Origin of the sequence: Lentzea sp. HUAS TT2 (genome assembly GCF_051853195.1) — a bacterium.
Taxonomy (GTDB): Bacteria; Actinomycetota; Actinomycetes; order Mycobacteriales; family Pseudonocardiaceae; genus Lentzea.
In genome coordinates, this window is sequence record NZ_CP196667.1 from 7009840 (window position 1) to 7031558 (window position 21719).

17 protein-coding genes are annotated in these 21719 nt (G+C 70.6%); 10 read left to right on the forward strand and 7 right to left on the reverse strand.

Translation table 11 applies throughout. From position 1 onward, the window contains the following. Positions 1 to 33: 33 nt before the first annotated feature. Positions 34 to 3606 (forward strand): S8 family peptidase, encoded by a 3573-nt coding sequence (locus ACSHWB_RS33755; RefSeq protein WP_439657336.1) that lies wholly within the window; start codon positions 34 to 36, stop codon positions 3604 to 3606. Between the two features lie 322 nt (positions 3607 to 3928). Here ACSHWB_RS33755 and ACSHWB_RS33760 read toward each other — a convergent pair whose 3' ends face one another. Continuing rightward, positions 3929 to 4498, reverse strand: coding sequence for a TetR/AcrR family transcriptional regulator C-terminal domain-containing protein (locus ACSHWB_RS33760; protein WP_439657337.1), 570 nt, complete (start codon positions 4496 to 4498; stop codon positions 3929 to 3931). Positions 4499 to 4551: 53 nt separating this feature from the next. Between ACSHWB_RS33760 and ACSHWB_RS33765 the strand changes: the two genes are divergently transcribed. Continuing rightward, entirely contained in the window at positions 4552 to 5787 is a 1236-nt protein-coding gene (locus tag ACSHWB_RS33765) for an FAD-dependent monooxygenase (RefSeq protein ID WP_439657338.1), read from the forward strand. On the opposite strand, the gene ACSHWB_RS33770 is transcribed toward ACSHWB_RS33765, so the two are convergent. After that, positions 5784 to 6188 (reverse strand): MarR family winged helix-turn-helix transcriptional regulator, encoded by a 405-nt coding sequence (locus ACSHWB_RS33770; protein WP_439657339.1) that lies wholly within the window; start codon positions 6186 to 6188, stop codon positions 5784 to 5786. The genes ACSHWB_RS33765 and ACSHWB_RS33770 overlap by 4 nt on opposite strands. A 44-nt stretch (positions 6189 to 6232) precedes the next feature. Here ACSHWB_RS33770 and ACSHWB_RS33775 point away from each other — a divergent pair, with 44 nt between their 5' ends. Next, positions 6233 to 7036: an SDR family NAD(P)-dependent oxidoreductase gene (locus ACSHWB_RS33775; RefSeq protein ID WP_439657340.1), complete on the forward strand. Its 804-nt coding sequence runs from the start codon at positions 6233 to 6235 to the stop codon at positions 7034 to 7036. Here the strand turns inward: ACSHWB_RS33775 and ACSHWB_RS33780 are convergent. After that, positions 7029 to 8825 (reverse strand): NAD(P)-binding domain-containing protein, encoded by a 1797-nt coding sequence (locus ACSHWB_RS33780; protein ID WP_439657341.1) that lies wholly within the window; start codon positions 8823 to 8825, stop codon positions 7029 to 7031. The genes ACSHWB_RS33775 and ACSHWB_RS33780 overlap by 8 nt on opposite strands. A 96-nt stretch (positions 8826 to 8921) precedes the next feature. On the opposite strand from ACSHWB_RS33780, the gene ACSHWB_RS33785 reads away from it, so the two are divergent. Further along, positions 8922 to 10091 (forward strand): transcriptional regulator, encoded by a 1170-nt coding sequence (locus tag ACSHWB_RS33785; protein WP_439657342.1) that lies wholly within the window; start codon positions 8922 to 8924, stop codon positions 10089 to 10091. A gap of 60 nt (positions 10092 to 10151) precedes the next feature. Here the strand turns inward: ACSHWB_RS33785 and bdeA are convergent, their stop codons facing one another. Continuing rightward, complete coding sequence (gene bdeA, locus ACSHWB_RS33790; protein ID WP_439657343.1) at positions 10152 to 11003, reverse strand: bis(hydroxyethyl) terephthalate hydrolase; 852 nt, start codon at positions 11001 to 11003, stop codon at positions 10152 to 10154. A gap of 188 nt (positions 11004 to 11191) precedes the next feature. On the opposite strand from bdeA, the gene ACSHWB_RS33795 reads away from it, so the two are divergent. The 4 genes from ACSHWB_RS33795 (at position 11192) to ACSHWB_RS33810 (ending at position 16394) form a co-directional block, all read left to right on the forward strand. Beyond that, complete coding sequence (locus ACSHWB_RS33795) at positions 11192 to 13561, forward strand: LuxR C-terminal-related transcriptional regulator (RefSeq protein ID WP_439657344.1); 2370 nt, start codon at positions 11192 to 11194, stop codon at positions 13559 to 13561. A 31-nt stretch (positions 13562 to 13592) separates the two neighbouring features. Next, positions 13593 to 14006 carry an acyl-CoA thioesterase gene (locus tag ACSHWB_RS33800; RefSeq protein WP_439657345.1) on the forward strand — a complete coding sequence of 138 codons (414 nt, stop codon included), beginning with the start codon at positions 13593 to 13595 and terminating at the stop codon, positions 14004 to 14006. Beyond that, a complete protein-coding gene (locus tag ACSHWB_RS33805; RefSeq protein WP_439657346.1) occupies positions 14003 to 15103 on the forward strand; it encodes a zinc-binding dehydrogenase in 1101 nt (366 codons plus the stop codon). The genes ACSHWB_RS33800 and ACSHWB_RS33805 overlap by 4 nt, the downstream gene beginning before the upstream one ends. A 157-nt stretch (positions 15104 to 15260) precedes the next feature. Next, positions 15261 to 16394, forward strand: coding sequence for a S1 family peptidase (locus tag ACSHWB_RS33810; protein ID WP_439657347.1), 1134 nt, complete (start codon positions 15261 to 15263; stop codon positions 16392 to 16394). A 51-nt stretch (positions 16395 to 16445) separates the two neighbouring features. Here the strand turns inward: ACSHWB_RS33810 and ACSHWB_RS33815 are convergent, their stop codons facing one another. Beyond that, positions 16446 to 17807, reverse strand: a complete 1362-nt coding sequence (locus tag ACSHWB_RS33815) for an alpha-amylase (protein ID WP_439657348.1) — start codon at positions 17805 to 17807, stop codon at positions 16446 to 16448. A gap of 91 nt (positions 17808 to 17898) precedes the next feature. Then, the gene (locus tag ACSHWB_RS33820) at positions 17899 to 19317 is read right to left on the reverse strand and encodes an MFS transporter (protein ID WP_439657349.1); all 1419 of its coding nucleotides are present in this window, start codon (positions 19315 to 19317) and stop codon (positions 17899 to 17901) included. Between the two features lie 52 nt (positions 19318 to 19369). Between ACSHWB_RS33820 and ACSHWB_RS33825 the strand changes: the two genes are divergently transcribed. Further along, positions 19370 to 20056 carry a TetR/AcrR family transcriptional regulator gene (locus tag ACSHWB_RS33825; RefSeq protein ID WP_439657350.1) on the forward strand — a complete coding sequence of 229 codons (687 nt, stop codon included), beginning with the start codon at positions 19370 to 19372 and terminating at the stop codon, positions 20054 to 20056. 28 nt (positions 20057 to 20084) lie between these two features. Next, positions 20085 to 21080, forward strand: coding sequence for a hypothetical protein (locus ACSHWB_RS33830; RefSeq protein WP_439657351.1), 996 nt, complete (start codon positions 20085 to 20087; stop codon positions 21078 to 21080). On the opposite strand, the gene ACSHWB_RS33835 is transcribed toward ACSHWB_RS33830, so the two are convergent. Continuing rightward, entirely contained in the window at positions 21056 to 21637 is a 582-nt protein-coding gene (locus tag ACSHWB_RS33835) for a class I SAM-dependent methyltransferase (RefSeq protein WP_439657352.1), read from the reverse strand. The two genes, ACSHWB_RS33830 and ACSHWB_RS33835, sit on opposite strands and share 25 nt — an antisense overlap. Positions 21638 to 21719: the final 82 nt, after the last annotated feature.

Sequence of the window (21719 nt, forward strand, 5' to 3'; positions counted from 1 at the left end):
GGGAACTGGCCACCCCTGCTTCGAAGGAAACGCATGTACAGAAAACGAAGCGCGGCACTCGCGGCCGCGCTCCTGCTCTCCGTCGCGGTGGCGAAACCCGCGGCGGCCGGTGAGACGCAGCCGCAGGCCGCGGGCACGCCCGGCGTCGTCACCCTGATCACCGGCGACCAGGTCGTCGTCGACGGCGACCGCGTGTCGTCCGTGCGGATGGCGAAGGGCCGCGAGCGGCTGCGCGCCTGGCGCTACCGGCTCGACGGTCACGACCACGTCGTGCCGCAGGACGCGGTCGCTGACCTGAAGGCCGGCCGGCTGGACAAGCGGCTGTTCGACGTCACTGGGCTCGTGCAGCAGGGTTACGACGACCGCAACGAGCCCACCGTGCCGACGATCGTGACCGGTGCCGCTGCCCTGACCGCGGGCGTCAACGCGGTCTACGTCCCGAAGTCCGAGGCGGCGGCACGGTGGCGCGAGCGGGGCTCGGCGCGTCTCTCGGCGGAGAAGATCTGGCTCAACGGCCGCGTGCGGCCCACGCTCGACGAGAGCGTGAAGCAGATCGGCGCGCCCAAGGCCTGGCAGGCGGGCTTCCGCGGCGACGGCGTGAAGGTCGCGGTGCTCGACACCGGCTACGACACCGCGCACCCGGACCTCAAGTCCGTTGTGGACACTTCGGCCGACTTCACCGGCGAGGGCGTGCAGGACACCGACGGCCACGGCACCCACGTGGCGGGCACGATCGCGGGCACCGGTGCGGCGTCGCAGGGCCGCTACCAGGGCGTCGCACCCGGCGCACGGCTGCTGGTCGGCAAGGTGCTCGGCGAGTTCGGCGGCCGCGAGGACTGGGTCCTCAACGGCATGCGCTGGGCCGTCGAGCAGGGCGCCGACGTCGTCAACATGAGCCTCGGCGGTGGTGTCACCGACGGCACGGACCTGATGTCCCAGACCGTCAACGAGCTCTCGGTGTCCAGCGGCACGCTGTTCGTCATCGCGGCAGGCAACTACGGGCTGCGCGAGAGCGTGGGCAGCCCTGGTGCCGCCGACCGCGCGCTCACCGTGGCGAACGTGACCAAGCGCGACGAGCTCAACCTCACCTCCAGCCAGGGACCGCGGCTCGGTGACTTCGGGGTGAAGCCGGAGATCTCCGCGCCGGGCACGGACATCATCGCCGCGCGCGCCGCCGGGCTGCTGCCCGAGTACGCGGTGGGCGACAACTACGCGCAGCTCTCCGGCACGTCGATGGCCTCCCCGCACGTCGCCGGAGCCGCCGCGATCCTCGCGCAGCAGCACCCGGACTGGACCGGTGAGCAGATCAAGAACGCGCTGATCGGCTCGTCCCAGCGACTGCAGGGCATCTCCACGCTGGCTCAGGGCGCGGGCAGGCTCGACATCGCCCGCGGTGTCGCGCAACAGGTCCGGGCCGAGGGCGTGGCCGGGTTCGGCACGGTGTGGGGCACCGCCGAGACCAGCCGCAAGATCACCTACGTCAACTCCGGCAGCAGGCCGGTCACCCTGGCGCTGGAGCTGGACGTCGACCGCGAGAACGTACTCTCGGTGGAGAAGTCGGTGACCGTGCCGGCCGGTGGTTCGGCGGCGGTCACGGTGACCGCGCGTCCCACCGCCGAGAAGGCGGGCGAGGTCACCGGAGTGCTGCGGGCGCGTGCCGGTGACGTCGTGCTGACGACCCCGGTGACCGGGCAGTTCAACGGCGAGAAGCGGACGCTGACCGTGAAGGTCCCGCCGAGGTCCGGCGAGTCCTTCCAGTCGCTGGTGATCGTGCAGAACGAGCGCACCGGCCAGGCGTTCGGGGACTTCACCTTCACCGACTCGCTGAGCCTCACCGTGCCGGCCGGTCCCTACCGCGTGCTCGGCCTCGTCGGGGAGCTGACCGGCGACAACACGTTGTTCGCCCAGCGGGTCGAGATCACCGGGGACACCACGGTCGACGCGAACACCATGGCGGGCAAGCCGATCACGGTCGGCGTGGACGACCCGGACGCGCGGTCCCAGCCCGGCGGCGGGTTCGGGCTCCTGTCCGACCCCGACGAGTCCGGCCCGCTGGAGGCCGCGGGCATCCTGCGCGGCGGTGGCGTGCCGAGGGAGGGCGCGCGGCTGTACAGCGTCGCCGGCCCGGACCTGCGCGGCCTGTCGCTGACGAACCTCAGCTACTTCAACCACCCGTGGGCGCTGACGACGGTGAGCGGGTCCGGCGGGTTCGAGCTCAGCGAGACGTACTTCCCGTGGACCACCGACTTCAGCGGCACGTACACCGGGCGGCTGGTCGGCGTCGGCGAGGCCGACCGCGCGTCGATCGAGGCGGCCGACGTCTCCGGTGCGATCGCGGTGATCACGCCGAAGAACTGGGACGACCCGGTGTACCCGCCGGGCGAGCAGCTGATGAGCGGCGTGGAACTGTTGAAGCAGAAGGGCGCGCTGGCCGTGCTCTCCCACTTCAACCCGACCATCGACTCGGGTTCGGCCGCCGAACCCGCGTTGCCGACCGGCTTGATCTTCAACTCCGCGGAACTGCGCCGCGTGCAGGACCTGATGGCGCAACGGACCGTGCAGGCCACGATGTCCGTGCGCCCCAACAGCCCGGTGTCGTACTTCCTCGGCCAGGAGGTCAAGGGCCTGCCGGGCGGGTACGACTTCAGGTTCGCGAAGGCCGGTCTCGGCCGGATCGAGCGCAGGCTGATCGACACCATGCCGGCGGACACCTACCGGTTCGGTGCCGCGTCGTGGACCGTCGGGGCGATGCGGGCGGGCGCGGAGGTCGAGTCGAAGTGGCCGCAGCGCCGCACCGACTACGTCTCTCCCGCCGCCGCGGTGCAGCTGTTCGACTCGGGCGCGTTCCTGCCCGACGGCCGCCAGTCGTACTCGGAGGTCACGCTTCCGGTGCCGGTGAAGGCGGGGGCGAAGCGGACCTCCCGCGTCTTCGCGGCGCCGTTCGGACCGGAGCTGACCACACCGCCGATCGCGCGGGCGGACGGCAAGCCGCTGCCGTGGGCCTACCGGTCGCGTGACCGGATCAGCCTGATGATCCCGATGTTCTCCGACAGCGACCCCGGCACGGTCAGCTACTTCGACCCGTCGCACACCGGCACCACCGTGCTGTCGCGGAACGGCAAGGAGATCGGCCGCAGCAAGGACCGCGCGGCGCTGGGCACGTTCGACGTGCCGTCCGGCCCTGGCCGGTTCACCCTCGCCACCGAGGCCGTCCGGCCGACGGGCAACCTCACTCCCGCACTGTCCACAAAGGTGCGTTCGGAGTGGCGGTTCCACGCGCGGTCCGGTACCGGCGAGCGGGCGGCGTTGCCGTTGCTCGACATCCGGTACGCGCTCGACCTCGACGACCACAACACGGCTCACGGCCCAGTGCGCGGCACGGTGTCGGTTGCGCACCAGCCCGGTGCTCCCGCGCCGAACGCACGGTCGATCGGGGTGGAGGTGTCCTTCGACGACGGTGCCACCTGGCAGCGTGTCAGGGTCGCCGGCGGGAAGCTGGAGCTTCCGGCCGGAACGGCGGGCTTCGCGTCGTTGCGCGCGACGGCCACCGACGTCCTGGGCAACTCGGTGACGGAGACGATCACCAGGGCCTACGCGGTGAAGTGAGGCCGCAGGGGGTGCCCCGCTCGGGGGCGGGGCACCCCTCGCGTTGGGCGGGTCTGGCAGTACCGGAAATCGCGGACCTGCCACGCGTTGTTGCACCGGGAGAGGCTGAGGACACCACGAAGAAGGGATGTCCGATGCAGCAACGGGTTCTCGGCCGGCAGGGACCGAAGGTCTCGCCGATCGGCTACGGCGCCGTGGGGATCAACCTCGCGTACGGGGCCAGCGACGAGCAGGCCGTCGCCGAGGCGATCCAGCGCGCCTACGACCTGGGCGTCACGTTGTTCGGCACCGCCTGCCCGCCGACCGGGCGACCTCGGTGCTCTCACTGCGTCAGCAGCTTGGTGATCCCGAACTCGAACCGCGCGTCGAACGACTCCTCGGCGAGGAAGGGGAGGACGCGCTTGAGCGCCGGTCGGTCACCGACGGCGAGATCTTCTGAACCTTGCGGCAGCGCCTGTTCCTCCTGAGCCAGGCCGAGGATGAAGTAGATGACGCTCCAGCACGTCCACGCGGCGTCACGAGCGGACAGTCCACCGTCGAGCAGCGCGGCGACGAGAGCTTCCGCTGTGTCCAAAGTGGCTGGTTCCGCCGCGTAGGTGCCCGCGACGACGGCGGCGCCGTCGCGGTGTGCCAGCAGCGCGAGCCGATAACGGCGGGCGATCTCGGCGGCCCGCTCGCGCCAGTCCTGCGGCAGGCCGTCGAGGGAGACGCCCGCGACGATCGCGTCGGCCATCAGTTCTTCGAGCCGCGCCTTGGTCTTGACGTGCCAGAGGACGGTGTTCATCCGCACGTCGAGCTTCTGCGCGATGGCACGCATCGACACCGCCTCGGCGCCGCGCTCGTCGAGGATCTCGATCGCGGTGCGCACCACGTCCGCTTGACTCTTGGTCACTGACCTAGTCTACTCGACCGCGAAGCATTGGTCAGTGACCAAGGGAGTGAGTCATGCACGACGTCGTCATCGTGGGCGCGGGGCCGACCGGCCTCTGGCTGGCCGGGGAGCTGCGACTGGGAGGGGCCTCGGTGGTGGTGCTGGAAACGCGGCCGCGCCGGGACGAGAACTCCAAGGCGCTCACGATCCACCCCCGCACGATCGAGATCCTCGACTGCAGGGGAGCGGCCGGGCCGTTCCTGGAGGAGGGCATCCGCATCCCGAACGGGCACTTCGGCGGGCTGTCCGACCGCATGGACTTCTCGGCGCTGGACACGCCGTACCCGTTCACGCTGGCATTGCCCCAGGCCCGCACCGAGGAACTGCTCGAACAGCGCGCCGCCGACATGGGCGCGACGGTGAGGCGGGGGTGTCAGGTGGTGGGCCTGGCTGCGGAAGGGGTCGAGCTGGCTGACGGCGAGGTCGTCGCCGGACGCTACGTGGTCGGCTGCGACGGCACCCGCAGTGTCGTGCGGGAGGCCGCGGGCATCGAGTTCCCCGGAACCGACGCGACGACGTGGGGCTGGCTCGGTGACGTCGTCCTGGACGACCCGCCCGTGCGCGGATTCGCGAGCGTCACGGGTCCGCTCGGTGGCCTGATGGTCGTGCCGCTGCCCAGTGGCGTGCACCGGATCGTCGGCGGCGACCCCGCCACGAACCGTCCCGAGTGGCCCGGTGACCTGACGCTCGACGAGCTGCGCGCCACCGTGAAGGCGATCGCGGGCACCGACTTCGGCCTGCGCGACCCGAAGTGGTTGTCGCGCTTCGGCAACGCCACCCGCCAGGCCGCCGCCTACCGCTCCGGCACCGTCCTGCTGGCAGGGGACGCCGCGCACATGCACTTCCCGACGGGCGGGGTCGGCATGAACGTCGGCATCCAGGACGCGCACAACCTCGGCTGGAAACTTGCCGCCGTGGTAACCGGGCGCGCGGACGACTCGTTGCTCGACACCTACCACTCCGAACGTCACCCGGTGGGCGCCGATCTGCTCCGGCACACCAGGGCCCAGACCGCGTTGATGACGGCGTACTCACCTGAAGGACAGGCGTTGCGCGCGGTCGTCAGCGGGTTGATCGCGACCGCGCCGGACATGTCCCAGCAGCTCGCCGAACGCCTGTCCGGGCTCGACGTCGACTACGGGAAGGGCCGGCGGGTGCCCGACGACGGCACGCTCTTCACCCGGCTGCGGTCCGGCCGCCCGGTGGAGACGGCTTTTGGCCTGGTGCGTCCCGACGGACACCTCGCCTAGTCCAGGACGTCGAGTACCTCGTTCAGCGCCCGCAGCTGGCGTGCGTCGAGGCGTCCGAAGATCTCACGCAGGACGTCGGTGCCCGCCTGCTCGCCCGCGGCGAGGGCCTGGACGCCCTCGTCGGTCGCGGAGACGACCTTGGCCCGTTTGTCGGTGGCATCGGACGTCCTGCGCACCAGGCCGTCCCGCTCCATCGCCTCGACGGCCTGGGTGATCGACCGGGCGGCCATGCCCAGTTCGGTGGCCAGCCGCGTCTGCTTGACCGGTCCCAGCCTCGTGAGCACCTGGAGGATCTTCGCGCGGGCGAGCGACACCCCGGTGCCGGACAGGTGCTCGTCCACCGCCCTGCGCACCCTGGCGGACGTCATCAGGTAGCGCAGACCGATCTCGGCGGCGTCCACGGGGCTCCTTTGTGAGGTACCTCAGCATCGTGCATCATTGAACCATGAGCACCGCCGTCATCACCGGCGCGACGCACGGCCTGGGCAGGCTCGTCGCGCTCGACCTCGCCCGCCGAGGCTTCGATCTGGGTGTCGTCGCCCGCAGCGCGGCGAAGGTCGACGACCTGCGCGCCGAGATCGGTCCTGGCGTCACCGTCACGGCCTTCGTCGCCGACCTGTCGTCGTTGGACGACGTCCGTCGCGCGGCCGCCGCCGTCGACGCGCACCACGACCGCGTGGACGTGCTGATCAACAACGCCGGGATCCACGCGTTCAGCCCGCGCGTCACCCCCGACGGCGTGCCCGAGATGACGGCGGTGAACTACCTGGCGCCCTGGGTGCTCACGAACGCGCTGCTCGGCAAGCTGATCGCGCCGGCTCGCGTCGTCACCGTCGCGTCCGAGGCGTCCCGGCAGGCCCGCACCATCGACCCGGCCACCGCCCTGACGTCCGCCGCCCACTACGGCCGGACCAAGCTGATGGACATCATGTTCAGCCAGGAGCTCGCGCGGCGGCTGGAGGGCACCGGGGTCACGTCCAGCTGCTGTGACCCCGGCTTCAACACCACCGGCCTCGGGCGCGAGCTGCCGTTCGCGGGCCTGCTGGAGAAGGCGCTGCACGTGTTGCGCATCGGCGACCCCGCCCGTGGCGCCTCGATCATCACGCGGCTTGCTTGTGATCCCGCCTTTGCAGAGGTCACCGGCGGCTATTTCTCGGTCAGGGACGCGGCGGTGTTGGAGTGCCCAGAGCCCGGCCGTGGTGTCGTGCAGCGCGAGCTCTGGGAGGAGACCGAGAAGCTGCTCAGCTGAGGTGGTGCACCTCCTGCACGCCGTAGACCGGTGTCGGGACGCCCTCGAACCGCGCTTTCAGCTGCAGCGCCAGGAAGTGCGAGTAGTAGCGCGACTGGTGCAGGTTGCCGCCGTGGAACCACAGTCCCGGCTGCTGGGTCGGCTTCCACATGTTGCGCTGCTCGCCCTCCCACGGGCCGGGGTCCTTGGTGGTGCCGGATCCGAGGCCCCAGCACTTGCCGACGCGGTCGGCCATCTCCTGCCCGGCGAGGTCGGCGACCCAGCCGTTCATGGAGCCGTAGCCGGTGGCGTAGACGACGAGGTCGGCCTCCAGCTCGGTGCCGTCGGAGAGCACGACCGCGTTCTTCGTGAGTCGGTCGACCTGGCCGCGGACCAGCTTGATCTTGCCGTCCGCCACGAGCTCCGAGGCGCCCACGTCGATGTAGTAGCCGGAGCCTCGGCGCAGGTACTTGAGGAACAGCCCGGAGTCGTCGTCGCCCCAGTCCAGCTCGAAGCCGGCCTTCTCCAGCCGTGCGTAGAAGTCCGCGTCCCGTTCCTTGATCCGCTGGTACACCGGGATCTGGAACTGCGGCAGGATCCGGTAGGGCAGCGAGGCGAAGATCGTGTCGGCGCGGTCGGTGGTCACGCCGGCGGCGACGGCCCGTTCCGAGTAGAGATCGCCCAGGGCTATGTCCATCAACGAGTCCGAGCGCACGATGTGCGTCGACGACCGCTGGACCATGGTGACGTCCGCACCGTGTTCCCACAGCGCCGCGCAGATGTCGTGGGCGGAGTTGTTCGAGCCGATCACCACGGCCTTGCGCCCGGCGTAGGCCTCCGGCCCGGGATGCTTCGACGAGTGGTGCTGGTCGCCCTGGAACTCGTCGGCCCCCGGGAACGCGGGCACGTTCGCCTTGCCGGACATCCCGGTCGCGAACACGAGCTGTTTCGGGTGCAGGGTCACGGTTTCGCCGTCCCTGTCCACCGTGACCGTCCACTGTGCACCGTCGTAGGTCGCCTTCTTGACCTCCGACCGCGTCCAGTACGGCACCTCCATCACGCGGGTGTACATCTCCAGCCAGTCCGCGATCTTGTCCTTGGGCGCGAACACCGGCCAGTTGTCCGGGAACGGCAGGTACGGCAGGTGGTCGTACCAGACGGGGTCGTGCAGGCAGAGGCTCTTGTACCGCTTGCGCCACGAGTCGCCGGGCCGGTCGTTGCGCTCCAGCACCAGCGCGGGCACCCCGAGCTGCCGCAGCCGCGCACCGAGTGCGATACCGCCCTGCCCACCGCCGATGACCACGACGTACGGCTGCTGCGCGTACCCGAGCTCTGCCTGCTCCCGCGCACGTTCCTCGGCCCACGACAGGCGTTCCTCGATCACGCCGTGCCGCACACCCTTGGGCCGCGTCTCCTTCTTGTTCTCCTCGAACCCCTTCAACTCGTGCAGGCTCGTCAGCAACGTCCACGCGCCCTCGTCGTTGAGCCTCAAATGCCCTTTGCAACGGCCTGAGGTGGTCTCGAACTCGAGCCACGCCTCCACGACCCCGTCGGCCTCGGACGGCGTCTCGGTGGTGCGGAAGTTCTCCGGATCGGTGCCGTCGAGACAGGCGCTGAGCAGGTCCGCGACCCCGTCACGCCCCTCGACGGTCTTGATGTTCCAGGTGAAGGCGACGAGGTCACGCCAGTAGCTGTCGGTGGCGAACATCCCGGCGGCGGCGTCGACGTCCCGTGCCTTGAGCGCGGCCTCGAACCCGGCGAGCCAGGTGTCCACGCGCGCCTGTGCCGTGCGGTCCATGGTCTGTGTCATCGCGGCTCCTCGTCACTCGTCTTGCTTGATTCACCTCCTTCCCGCGCTCCGGTGGAACCGTTGCACCGGATTGCATGCCTGGTCCATGCTCGACCGGTGAGCGTGCCCAGGGCAGTGCCGCCCGGTCAGCACCTGCCCACGTATGCCCGCGAACTGGTGCGCATGCACGACGCGGTCATCGCCGGCAGTCACTCCGCCCTGCGCCCGCGAGCCCTCGTCTCCCGCTCCTGGAACCGTGTCCTGGACCTGGGCCTGCGCGCCGACGACGTCAACACCCGCGACTGGCTGGGTTCGGCGGAACTCGGCCGCCGCCAGGAGGCCTCACCTCTGCGCGAGGTGGTCCCGGACCTGCGCGGCGTCGTCGGATCGCTGGCGGACGCCTCCCAACTTCTGCTCGTGGTGACCGACCACGAGGGCGTCATCCTCTGGCGCTCCGGTACACCCGCCGTCCGCCGCAGGGCCGACGCGCTGGGGTTCTTCGAGGGCGCGGACTGGACCGAACGCCGCGTCGGCACCAACGCCATCGGTACCGCTATTGCCGAGGCCGCGCCGGTGGAGTTGCTGGCGGGGGAGCACTTCGAGCAGGGCCAGCATCCCTGGTACTGCACGGCTACACCCGTCCACGATCCGCGCACCGGGTCGTTGCTCGGGGTGATCGACGTGAGTGGGCCTGCTCTGACGTTGCATCCGGCGATCGGCGCGTTGGTCGAGACGGGGCGTCTGCTGGCCGAGTCGCTGTTGTGGCGGCGTCACCAGGAGCGTCTTGAACGCCTGCGCGGTGCGGCTCTGCTGACCGGGCCGTCGCTCGTCGTGGACGACCACGGGTGGGTGGCGGCTTCGCACGGTGTGGCGGTGGGGTCGCGGATCGCCGTGCCGGTGGCCGGGCAACCCCTCGCGGTGCCTGGCCTCGGAGCCTGCACCCCGGAACGTCTTTCCGGCGGCTGGTTGATTCGTCCGTCCTCTTTGGATCGGACGGTGTGCCTCGAGCTGGATCTGACCCGGACCCCGCAGGTCCGGTTGTCCGGTGGTGACGCGGACTGGCGGCGCACGGTCACGCGTCGGCACGCGGAGATCCTGGTGTTGCTGCACCGCGCCGGCCGGGCCGGGCTGTCCGCCGAGGCGTTGAGCAACGCGCTGTACGGGGACGCTGAGCACGTGGTCACGGTGCGGGCGGAGGTGTCCAGGTTGCGCCGGTTGCTGGGGGCTCTCGTGGAGACGCGGCCCTACCGGCTGTCCGGCGACGTGCGGATGAGCGTGATCGGCTGAAGCTGGATCGGGTCGCGGCGCCCCGCGCTCGGGATGGCGCCGCGACCCGTGCTCAGACGATCAGGAGTGCGGGCACGTGTCCCGGTACTCCTCGATCAGCGTGCTGCGACCCGGCGCCGGGCAGAGGAACTGCTCGTAGCGGGTGTCGTTGTCGATGAACCGCTTGAGCCACGAGATGCTGTACTTCGCGATCGTCGTGTTGGACGAGTTGGGTGCGAAGTGCGAGGCGTTGTTGAGCTCCAGGTACGCCTTGTCCAAAGTGGACGGCAGTGACGTGTAGAACGGCTCGGAGTGTGACGAGACCGGGGCCACAGAGTCGCTCTCCGCGCCGACGACCAGGGTCGGGACGCGGACGGACGACCAGTTCTTGGTCGTGTGCCAGCCGGTGAGCGGGATCGCCGCTTGCAGGGACGGGCGCTGGCTGGCCGCGCGCAGGGTTCCGCCGCCGCCCATCGAGTGACCCATGACGCCGAGGCGTGACGAGTCGATGCGGGTGCGGACGCTGCTCTGCTGGGTGAGGTAGTCGAGTGCCGCCAGGAGTTGCGACGCGCGGCTGTCGGGCTGGTCGTAGATCGTGTTCGTGTCGATGGTGAACACGACGAAGCCCTGGGAGGCGAGGCGCGGGCCCAGCCAGGAGATGCTGGACTGCGTGCCGGTGTAGCCGGGGGAGATGGCCACGGCGCCGAACGTGCCGGCGGAGGTGCTGGTCGGGTAGTAGATCGTGCCGCCGCCGAAGCCCGTCACCAGGGAAGAGACCGAGGTCTCCGAGACGGCGAACGAGCCGCGGGTGGCCTCGATGCTCGAGTTGGTGGGGGCTGGGCCGCGTTCGTACGGGTTGTCGGCCGCCTGGGCCACGGTGCCGCCGAGCAGCACCAGGGAGAGCGCGACTGGGATCAGGGTGCGGAGTTGCACAGCGCTGTACACCTCATTCGGCAGGGGAACAGGGAGGAACTTCCTCGACCCTGCTGTCCTGACCGCCGCGTGCGCATCGGTGCAACCACCGGTCTCGGTGAACAGCTTCGGTGGCAAAACTAACGGTGGTAGGTGAATTTGGCGCCTACCCCTTCCGGTGGAGCCGCTGCCGCCGTAAGACTGGCCTGATGCTGCGTGGCCGAGAGCGGCAACGCGTCGCCGTGGACGCGTTGGTGGACCGTGCGCGCGTTGGGCGCGGCGGGGTGCTCGTGCTGCGTGGCGAGGCCGGTTCGGGTAAGACTGCGCTGCTCAACGCAGTGATGCACAGCTACGAGGCGTTGTTGTGCGTGGACGTCCCCGTGCTTGACGACGAACTTCTTCAGCTCGCGCACGACGTCACCGGTACCCACGCCGCGCTGCTCATCGCGACGGAGGCCGAACCGCGTGGGCTGCCCAGCATCACGCTCGACCCGCTGGACGCCGCCACGAGCGTCCGGGTGCTGCACGACCTGGTGCCCGGCCTGCCCGCCACCCTCGCCGCCGACCTCGCCGACCTGGCCTGCGGGAACCCGCTGGCGCTGGTCGAGCTGGCCGGTTCGCTCACGTCCGCGCAGCTCGGCGGCATCGCGCCGGCGCCGGAGGTGCTGCCGGAGAACAGCTCGCTCCGACGACGGTGGCGCGCCCGGTTCGACGTGCTGTCGCCCGCCGCGCGGCACGTCGTCGCGCTGGCCGCGGTGGACGAGGAGATCGACGCCGAGACGCTCGACCTGGACGCGGTGATCGAGGCGGGCCCGTTGTTCGACTCGCGCCGGCTGGTCCGGTCCGCGTTGCTGGTGGACGTGCCGCTCCCGCTGAGGCGCCGGGCCCACGCCGAGCTCGCGGAGACCTTGCCCAGCGGTGCGCGGCGCACGTGGCACCAGGCCGTCACGACCAGAGAAGCCGGTCTCGCGGACGTCCTCATCGCGCACGCCGAGCACGCACGACGGTGTGGCGACTTCGCGACGGCCGCACGGGACCACGACCGCGCGGCCAGCCTCACGACCGATTCCGAACAGAGGGCGCACCACCTCCTTAAAGCCGCCGCCGACCACTGGGCGCATGGAGCGCCGCACCGGTCGCGAGCTGTTCTGCGCACGGCGACGAAGCTGACCGACACCCCGGAGCTCAAGGCGCTGCTGGACCTGGTCGCGGGCGGTATCGACCTCGGGGAGAGCCTCCCGGACGTGGCCGCGGACCGGTTGGTGCGGGCCGCGAAGGGCCTGGTCGGCACGCGTCGCACGCTCGCGGTGGCCGCGCTGGGCTTCGCGGGCGAGGCAGCGAGCATCGCGGGTGACCACCGCCGCTACACCGCTGTCGTCGAGTTCGCGCAGGAGATCCGCCGGGCCGACGAGCCTGCTGCCACGAGGCTCACGCTCGATCACCTCACCGGCATGCTGGCGACGTTCGACGGCAGGCACGACGTGGCGTTGCCCGCGCTGCGCTCCGTCGTCGATCTCGCCGGCCAGGTGCCGGGACCGCAGGCGCGGATCTGGGCGAGCCAGGCCGCGTACGTGCTCGGGGACGCCACCCGGTCGCACGAGATGGCGACCAGCGCGGTGACGGCGGCGCGGGAGAGCGGGTACACCGCGCTGGTGCCGTGGGCGCTGGTCTACCGGGCGTTGTCGGCGTTGCTGCTCGACCAGCACTCGGCGGCGCTGACGGCGGCCACCGAGGGCGTGCACGCGGCCACGGCGATCGGGCAGCACAACGCCGTCGTCGACCACCTGACGATCCTCGCGCTGCTGGCGGCGCTGAGAGGTGACGCGGACACGGCGTTGCACCGCATCGACACCGCCACCGAGCAGATCACCCAGCGCGGGCTCATGCGGCCCGGCACGTTCGGCGCCTGGGCGTTCGCGTGCGTCGACCTGGCCCGCGACCGGCCCGCCGACGCGCTGGACCGGCTGCGACTGCACCCAGGGCACGCCGGCATCAAGGTGATGGCCGCGCCGCACGTCGTGGAGGCCGCCGTCGCCTGCGGCCAGCAGTCCACAGCGGACAGAGCGCTGCGGCGGTTCGAGAAGTGGGCCGGCGCGACGGGGAGCACCGCGCGTCTCGCGCTCTCGCACCGCTGTCACGGCCTGCTGGAGAGCGGAACCGCCGACGAGCACTTCGAGGAGGCGATCCGGCTGCACCGCGCCAGCGGCACCGCCCTCGAGCTCGCGAAGACCGAGCTGCTGTACGGGAACCGGCTGCGGCGCGGCCGCAAACCCAAGGCAGCGCGCGAACACCTGCGCGACGCCGTGCGCATCTTCCAGTCCTACCAGGCAGATCACTGGGTCGACCGGGCCCGCGCCGAACTGCGCGCGGCCGGCGACTCCACGAGCGAGCCGCGCGACCACCCCGGCCTGACGCCGCAGCAGGCGCAGATCGCCAGGCTGGTCGCGGAGGGCGCCACGAACCGCGAGGTCGCCGCGCGGTTGTTCCTGAGCCACCGCACGGTCGAGCACCACCTGCGCAACATCTTCGCGCGGCTCGGCGTGCGGTCGAGGGTCGAGCTGACGAGGAGGCTCGACTGACGGTGTTCGATCAACAGCAGGGGATGGGTCTTTGCGCGAGAACTACCGGCACTGGCAGCGGATTCCGACCCGTTGGGCGGACAACGACGTCTACGGCCACGTGAACAACGTCGTCCACTACGCGTTCATGGACACGGTGATCAACACGTGGCTGATCGACGCGGGGCTGGACATCCAGGCCGGACAGCAGATCGGCCTGTGCGTGGAGTCGCACTGCAACTACCGCGCCTCGGTGTCGTTCCCGGAGGCGCTCGACGCCGGGCTGCGCGTCGGGCACCTCGGCCGCTCCAGCGTGCGCTACGAGGTCGGGTTCTTCTTCGAGGGACGCGAGGACGTCGTGGCGGACGGCCATTTCGTGCACGTCTTCGTGGACAGGGCGACGCGCAAACCGGTGGAGATCCCCGCGCACCTGCGCACGGCGATGGAAGGGCTGGTGGTGGCGTGAAGACGCGAGGCGCGGTGCTGACCGGGGTCGGCGGGCCGTTGGAGATCGTGGACCTCGAGCTCGACCCGCCCGGTCCCGGCGAACTGCTGGTGCGCGTGCACGCCACCGGCCTGTGCCACTCCGACCTGTCCGTGATCGACGGCTCGCGCGTGCGGCCGTTGCCCATGGTGCTCGGGCACGAGGCGGCGGGCGAGGTCGTGGAGGCGGGCCCGAACGCCGAGTTCAAGCCGGGTGACCACGTCGTGCTGTCGTTCGTGCCCGCCTGTGGCGCCTGCCGCCGGTGCGCGTCGGGCCGCCAGGCGTTGTGCGAGCCCGGTGCCGCGGCCAACCGCGACGGCACGCTGCTCGGCGGTCAGCGGCGCTGGACCCTCCCGGACGGCACGCGCCCGCACCACCACCTCGGCGTGTCCGGCTTCGCCGAGTACACGGTGATCTCCGACCGGTCGGCCACCCTGGTCCCGCAGGACCTGCCGCTCGACGTCGCCGCGCTGTTCGGCTGCGCGGTGCTGACCGGGGCGGGTGCGGCGTTCTACAGCGCCGAGGTGAAACCGGGGGAGAAGGTCGCCGTGTTCGGCCTCGGTGGCGTCGGGCTGGCGGCGGTGCTAGCGGCCGTCACGGCGGGTGCCACGCAGGTCGTCGCGGTGGACGTGGTCGAGCACAAGCGCAAGCTGGCTCTCACGCTCGGCGCGACGCACGAGGCCGCGGGTGGTCCGGACGTCGTCGCCCGGGTGCGCGACCTGACCGGCGGAGGTGCGGACAAGGTCATCGACACCACCGGGGTCGCGGCGGTGCTCGAACAGGCCTACGCCGCCACGGCCGTCGGCGGCACCACGGTGACCGTCGGCCTGCCGCACCCCGACCGGACCGTGACCCTGCCCGCGCTGAACCTGGTCGCCGAGGAACGCACGCTCAAGGGCAGCTACCTCGGCTCGTGCGTACCGCGCCGGGACGTGCCCAGGTTCGTCGACCTCTACCGCGCGGGACGGTTGCCGGTCGACGGCCTGCTGTCCGGGCGGTTGCGGCTCGACGAGATCAACGACGGGTTCGCCAGGCTCGCCTCCGGAGAGGCCGTCCGGCAGGTCGTCGTGATGGAGTAGTGCCCGATTTGGCCCATTCGGGCAGATGTCGGGCAGGACAGTTCCGGTACAGGCTGTTGACCACCGGGGCGGTCCTGCGCCACGGTGAGAGCGCTCTCATGTTCGTCGCTCCCCGCAACGGGGCGGGAAGCGATCCCTGCCGGACAAGGAGAAGAGCATGCGCTTCACCATGCCCAGAATCGTGCCCGCGCTGGCACTCGTGCTGGTCGGGTCGACCTTCACGGTGCCTGCCCAGGCTTCGGAGAAGGCGATGTCACCCGGCCTGCTCACCGCGATGAGCTCGGCGTTCGGGCTGACCGAGTCCCAGGCGCGGCTGCGTCTGGAGAAGGAACAACGCGCGTCGGTGCTCGCGCCGCGCGCCGAGGGCGAGGCCGGTGCCGCACTCGCCGGCAGCTGGTTCGACGAGACGAAGAACCGCCTGGTCGTCGCGGTGACGGACCAGGCAGCCGCACGCAAGGTCGAGGCCACCGGCGCCGAAGCTGTCGTCGTCGGCCGTTCGGCGAACTCGATGGCGGCGCACAAGAACCGCCTGGACGCCCTGTCCGCGACCGGCTCGGTGCCGTCCGCGGTCGCGAGCTGGCGTCCCGACGCGCGCACCGGCACCGTCGTGGTGAGCGTGGAGGCCGGCAAGCAGACCGCTGAAGTGGCCTCGTTCCTGGACAAGGCACGTCAGTTCGGCGCCATCACCGTGCGCACCGAGGGTGTGCAGCAGCCGCAGACGTTCGCCGCGGGCACCGTCGGCGGCGACCCGTACTACACCGGCAACGTCCGCTGCTCCATCGGCTTCTCCGTGCACGGCGGCTACGTCACCGCGGGCCACTGCGGCGGCAACGGCGCGGCCGTCTACGGCTGGGACCGCTCCTTCCAGGGCAACTTCGCCGGTTCGTCGTTCCCCGGCAACGACTACGCCTGGGTCCGCACCGGCGGTGGCTGGTGGACCGTGCCCGTCGTGCTCGGCTGGGGCACCGTGAGCGACTCGCTGGTGCGCGGCTCGTGGGAGGCGCCGGTCGGCACCTCCGTGTGCCGCTCGGGTTCGACGACGCGCTGGCACTGCGGCGTGATCCAGGGCCGCAACGAGACCGTGAACTACCAGCAGGGCGCGGTCTACCAGATGGTCGGCACCTCCGTGTGCGCAGAGGGTGGCGACTCCGGTGGTTCGTTCATCACCGGTGACCAGGCTCAGGGCGTCACGTCCGGCGGCTACGGCAACTGCTCCAGCGGCGGTCGCACGTGGTTCCAGCCGATCAACGAGATCCTCAACGTCTACGGCCTGAGGCTGCACACCGCCTGATGAGGGTCACCGGCTGTCCACCACTTCGCGGGGTGGACAGCCGGTGATCTCCTAGCGCGCGTTGACGTGCAGCGCGAGCGCCGTGCCCGCACCGAGCGTCGTCGTGAACCGGCCTTGCGAGTCCACGGTCACGCGGACACAGCCGTTCTCCTGGACGTTGCAGTAGCTCCCGGCGGGCAGAGCGGTCTGGAACGTGCGGCTCACCGGGAACGTCTCGCGGTTGATCGCGACGAAACCCTTGTTGCCGCGGCCGAACGCGATCATGTCGTACCCGTTGTCCTGCCAGTTGTTCACGTCGGTGCCCGCGACGGTGTTGCGGAACGCCACCATGTTCGCGACCTGCGTCCACGCGTGCTGGCACTTCCAGCCGCTGTAGCAGACCGAGTTGCCGGGCGGACCGGCGTCCTTGTCGGTGAACTCGTAGCCCGAATACACCTGCGGCGCACCGTAGTTCCACGCCAGCATGAAGACGTTCGCGAGCGTGTAGGTCGAACCGTCCTTGTACGTCAACGTGGACCCGTTGCGCTCGGTGTCCCAGTTGTCGACGAACGGCCGGGCCTGGCCGCTGGGCAGGAAGCCCCACGACTGCCCGAACGTCTTGAGGTAGGCCAGGTTCTCGTTCTGGAAGATCCGCTTGACGTCGTAGGCGTAGCGGAACTCGTCCACGTCACCGGACCCCGTGTACTCGCCGGGCTGCACCGCCTCGCCCGAGCCGTAGATCACCTCGTGCACCCAGAAGACGCCGGGGTTGCTCAGCTTTCCCTTGATCGCGGCGAGGTCCGCGGCCGCGATGTGCTTGGCCGCGTCGACGCGGAACCCGTCCACGCCCATCCCGATCAACCGGTTCAGGTATCCGGCGATCGCCCCGCGCACGTAGTCGCTGCCGGTGTCCAGATCGGACAGACCGACGAGCTCGCAGTTCTGGACGTTGTAACGGTCCTGGTAGTTGTTGATGGGCGAGCGGCACGAGTGGAAGTCCCAGTCGCTGTAGACGCCGGGGTAGTTGTACTTCGAGTAACCGGTGCCGCCGGTGCCCGTGCCCGACCCGGCGCTCATGTGGTTGATCACCGCGTCCGCGATGACCTTGACACCCGCGTTGTGGCAGGTGCTGACCATGTTCCGGAACGCGTTCTCGTCACCGAGGCGCCCGGCGATCCGGTAGCTGACGGGCTGGTAGCTGGTCCACCACTGCGGACCCTGGACGTGCTCGGTCGCGGGGGAGACCTCGACGTAGCCGTAGCCCTTGGGTCCGAGGACGTTGGTGCATTCCGCTGCCACGCGGGCGAACGGCCATTGGAACAGGGTGACGGTGACGTCCTTGGCGCCCGGTGGCGCCGCAAGACTTTGCACCGGTGTGGACAGTCCGACGATCAGCAGCACCGCTAGAAGGGTGCGCGAAGCCGAGGAAACCACGTTGTCTCCTTGCTGCAGGGGTTCCTACACGTCGTAGCATCCGCGGGCACACGGGGCAAAGCGTTGCAAGAACTTTCCGGAGTAATTCCGCCTAGTGCGCGCGGCGCGCCCGGAGGAACGCCCAGCCGACGAGCGCGCCGGCCATCGCGGTGAGCGCGAGCCCGCCGATCGTGACGGCCCGTTCGAACTGCGCGGTCTGCCCGCTGCTCCAGTCCGGCTGCGCGATGCCGCCGGCGAACAGCGCGGCCAGCACGGTGCCGCTGACGGCGACGCCCGCGGCCGAGGTGACCTGGGAGGCGGTGTCGACCAGCGCGGCGCCGATCGAGGTCCTGTTCTCCGGCAGGCCTTTGAGGACGTTGACACCCGCGACGGCGCCGACCACCCGGATGCCGATGGCGACCAGCACCAACGCGACGGCAACGGGTGTGTAGCCGAGGCGTCCGAGCAGCGCGTAGACGGCGAGCCCGGCGACGACGCTGAGCGCGCCCAGCCACACGGCCCGGTCCAGGCCCGCCCAGCGCACGAACCGGTTGACCAGCGGACCTGCGGCGATGAGGACGGCGACCTGGGGCAGCATGCCGGCGGCGGCGAGCGCGGGCGACCAGCCCCAGTCGAGCTGCAGCTGGAGCGTCACGAGGTAGGTGAGCCCGGCTGCGGCCAGTCCGGTCGCGGCCTTGTAGGCGAGGCCGCTGGACACCAACGGGTGCGCGACGAGCTTCAGGTCGAGCAACGGATAGCTGGCCGTGCGCGCGCGAACGACGAACAGCACGCCGCTCACCACGGTCAGCGCGGCGACAACCCACGCCTGCCAGGTGCCACCTTCGACGAACAGGGTCGGCACGACGAGCGCGAGCACGATCGTCACGGTGCCGAGCACACCACCGAGGTAGTCGGCGGGGCCGCGGTGCAGGTCCGTGTCGGCCTGGATGCCCTTGCCGATGCCGGCGAACGCCAGCGCGGCGATCGGGACATTGATCAGCAGCAGGGCCTGCCAGGGCGCGACGGCGAGCAGGAAACCGCCGAGCGGCGGCCCGACCGCCAGGCCGACGAGACCCACCGTCGAGATGAGCGTCATCGCGCGGACGCGCAGGTCGTCGGACTGGAACAGGCGGAAGGCCAGCGCGATCGAGCCCGGTGTGGTCATGGCGGCGGCGATGCCCATGACCGAGCGGACCGCGATCAGCCCGCCCACGGACGTGACGAACAGGGTGGCGAGGCTCGCGAGGCCGAGGAGCGCCAGCCCGGCGAGCATCACGCGGCGCCGGCCGAAGCGGTCCGCCACGGCGCCGAACACCAGCATCAGGCCGCCGAACACGACCGCGTAGGAGTTCGACACCCACTGCAGCGCGGTCGTCGAGGCGTGCAGGTCGCGGCCGATCGTGGGCAGCGCGACGGTGAGGATCGAGTTGTCGAGCATCTCGAACAGGAACACCGCGGACAGGCCGGCGAGGGCGATCCACGCCTCCCGCAGCGACCCCGGCGAGCGCAGTGCGAGATTGTAGGTAGCCACGAACACTGTTCTACGCACGAACACTGTTCGAGTCAACTGGTAGGCTGGTCACATGAACCGCAGGTCCCGCGAGGAGTGGGCAACGCAGATCGCCGAGCTGGAGCAGGAACCCGCCCCGGCGCGCAAGGAGCCGATCACGGTCGGCCGCATCGTCACCACGGCGTTGGCGCTGGTCGAGGCCGAGGGCTACGACGCGCTGACCATGCGTCGAGTCGCCGCCGCGCTGAGGACCGGGCCCGCCTCGCTCTACGCGCACGTCCGCAACAAGGCCGACCTCGACGACCTGTTGATCGGGACGCTCAGCAAGCAGGTGTCGGTGCCCGTACCCGACGCCGAACGGTGGCGCTCGCAGGTCCTCGACGTGTGCGGCCAGTTGCGCGACCAGTTCCTGCGGTATCCGGGGATCGCGCGGGCCGCGTTGTCCGCGCCGCCCGCCAACCTCGACACGCTGCGGATCACCGAGGGGCTGCTCGCGCTGTTCCTGGCCGGTGGTGTGTCACCTCGGCCGGCGGCTTGGACGATCGACGCCATGCTGCTGTACGTGAGCGCGTACACGGTCGAGTCGTCGTTGCGCGGGGAGGTGGATCGCGGCGAGATGCTGGCCCGGTTGCGGATGTTGCCGGTGAGCCGGTTCCCGCACACCGTGGAGCACGTGGACGTGCTGGGGTCCGGTGAGGGGCATGAGCGGTTCGAATTCACTCTTGGGTTGATGGTGGACCAGGTAGGGTCCCGATCATGACCAAGAGAATCGAGCCCTCCTCCGCCAGGTGATCGTCGGCCGAAGGGCGCTGAGGGCCGCCGAAGCGCTCGACCTGCGCAGCCTGCTCGACCAACCAGACGTGACGGATCGGCTGTGGGACGAGGCCGGCCGGTTGCTCTACGGCATGAGTCGTGCGCACGGCTACTCGAAGCTGCACGAGTACCGGGACGCGATCGCGGTGTGCCGGCGCTGGGTCGAGCTCGCCCACCTCCAGCCCGCCACGATCGACCGGGCCACGGCGCTCACGGCCCTCGCCGACGAGTTCGCCACCGGCCACGCCGCGCTGGTGCTCGGAGATCTGCGCGTCGAACTCGTCGCCACCATGAAGGACGTCCTGACCGCCTGGATCGCGGAGCTCGGCCCGGTCAGCGCCTGGATGACCCAGCGGGTCGCCGCGCTCGACGCGCCTGGGTCGGGGTTCGCCGTGCGGGTCGTGACCTCCGAACCGAACCCGGTGAGCATGGCCGAGGCCAGGGTGCTCATCGACGGGGTGCCGATCGCCGCACGGGTGTTCGGCTGCTTCGAGGCCGACCCGCCGGAATGGGTGCTCCCGAGGCTGGTCGCCACGGCCGAGCCGAAGGAGATCGTCCTGGACGAGAACGACGGCGACGAACTGCGCGTCACGATCGTGCGCGAGGGCGACGAGGTCGTGTGGCGGGACTGGAGGTGCCAGATCAGCGCGCGGCTGCTGCGGGACTTCCGGTTCGACGCGGCGCAGTACGACCGCGAGGTCGACCGCGTCACGCACGACCACAGCTGGGAATGGCCAGCCAGGACGGTGGCACGGCTGATCAACGAGAGACTGCGCCCCGACCCGGCGATCCGGGCCCGGTGCCACTCCACCTGGGAGAGTCAGGACCTGGCCGAGATCGGCTTCTCCTACCCCGACACGCCTCCGTACGCCGCCTTCCGCCTGATGGTCGACGTGGCCGGCCGTGATCCGGCAGAGGTCGCCGACGAGGTGCTCGCCGGCCTGACCTACCGCCGGCTCACGAGCAGGTAGCGCTCGTCCTCGATCGGCCGCCCCCACAGGTCCTCGCTGGTCAGCGCGGTGACCTCGGCCTCCGCGCGCACCCCGAGCACCAGCGACCGGGTCTGCGCGGAGGTCAGCCCGGCCCCGGTCGACCACCGTCCCTCCACCAGCAGCAGCACACCGCCCGGCCTGAGCAGCGACACCCACGCCGCCAGAGCCGCAGCCGGATCCGGCAGCGCCCACAGAACGTGCCGCGCCAGCACGACGTCGAACGCCTCGGCCCACGGCGGGTGAGCCGCGTCCCCGACGACGAACTCGACGGCCACTCCTGCCGAAGAAGCCTTGGCCCGTGCCGCGTTCACCATCTGCGCGGACAGGTCCAGGCCGTGCACGTCGTGGCCGGCCTCGGCGAGCAGCACCGACAGGCTGCCCGTGCCGCACCCGAGGTCCACGACGGAGGAAGCCGCGGGTACGAGCGGCAGGAGCAGCCGGGCCCAGGCGGCGCGCACGAGCGGATCGCGCAGGCCGTGGTCGGGTTCGTCGTCGAACGTAGCGGCGTGCCGGTCCCAGAACTCCTGTGTGGTCACGGATTTCAGTTTTGCCTAAGAGAGCATCAAGCCTTGCCCAAATGAGATGCGATCACCGTCGTACGGTCCCTAACCTCGGTTC

Bases quoted from the DNA above. Each gene is read 5' to 3' on its own strand.
- ACSHWB_RS33755 (WP_439657336.1), top strand. From the start codon at position 34: ATGTACAGAAAACGAAGCGCGGCACTCGCGGCCGCGCTCCTGCTCTCC.
- ACSHWB_RS33765 (WP_439657338.1), top strand. From the start codon at position 4,552: ATGCACGACGTCGTCATCGTGGGCGCGGGGCCGACCGGCCTCTGGCTG.
- ACSHWB_RS33775 (WP_439657340.1), top strand. From the start codon at position 6,233: ATGAGCACCGCCGTCATCACCGGCGCGACGCACGGCCTGGGCAGGCTC.
- ACSHWB_RS33780 (WP_439657341.1), bottom strand. From the start codon at position 8,825: ATGACACAGACCATGGACCGCACGGCACAGGCGCGCGTGGACACCTGG.
- ACSHWB_RS33795 (WP_439657344.1), top strand. From the start codon at position 11,192: ATGCTGCGTGGCCGAGAGCGGCAACGCGTCGCCGTGGACGCGTTGGTG.
- ACSHWB_RS33810 (WP_439657347.1), top strand. From the start codon at position 15,261: ATGCGCTTCACCATGCCCAGAATCGTGCCCGCGCTGGCACTCGTGCTG.
- ACSHWB_RS33825 (WP_439657350.1), top strand. From the start codon at position 19,370: ATGAACCGCAGGTCCCGCGAGGAGTGGGCAACGCAGATCGCCGAGCTG.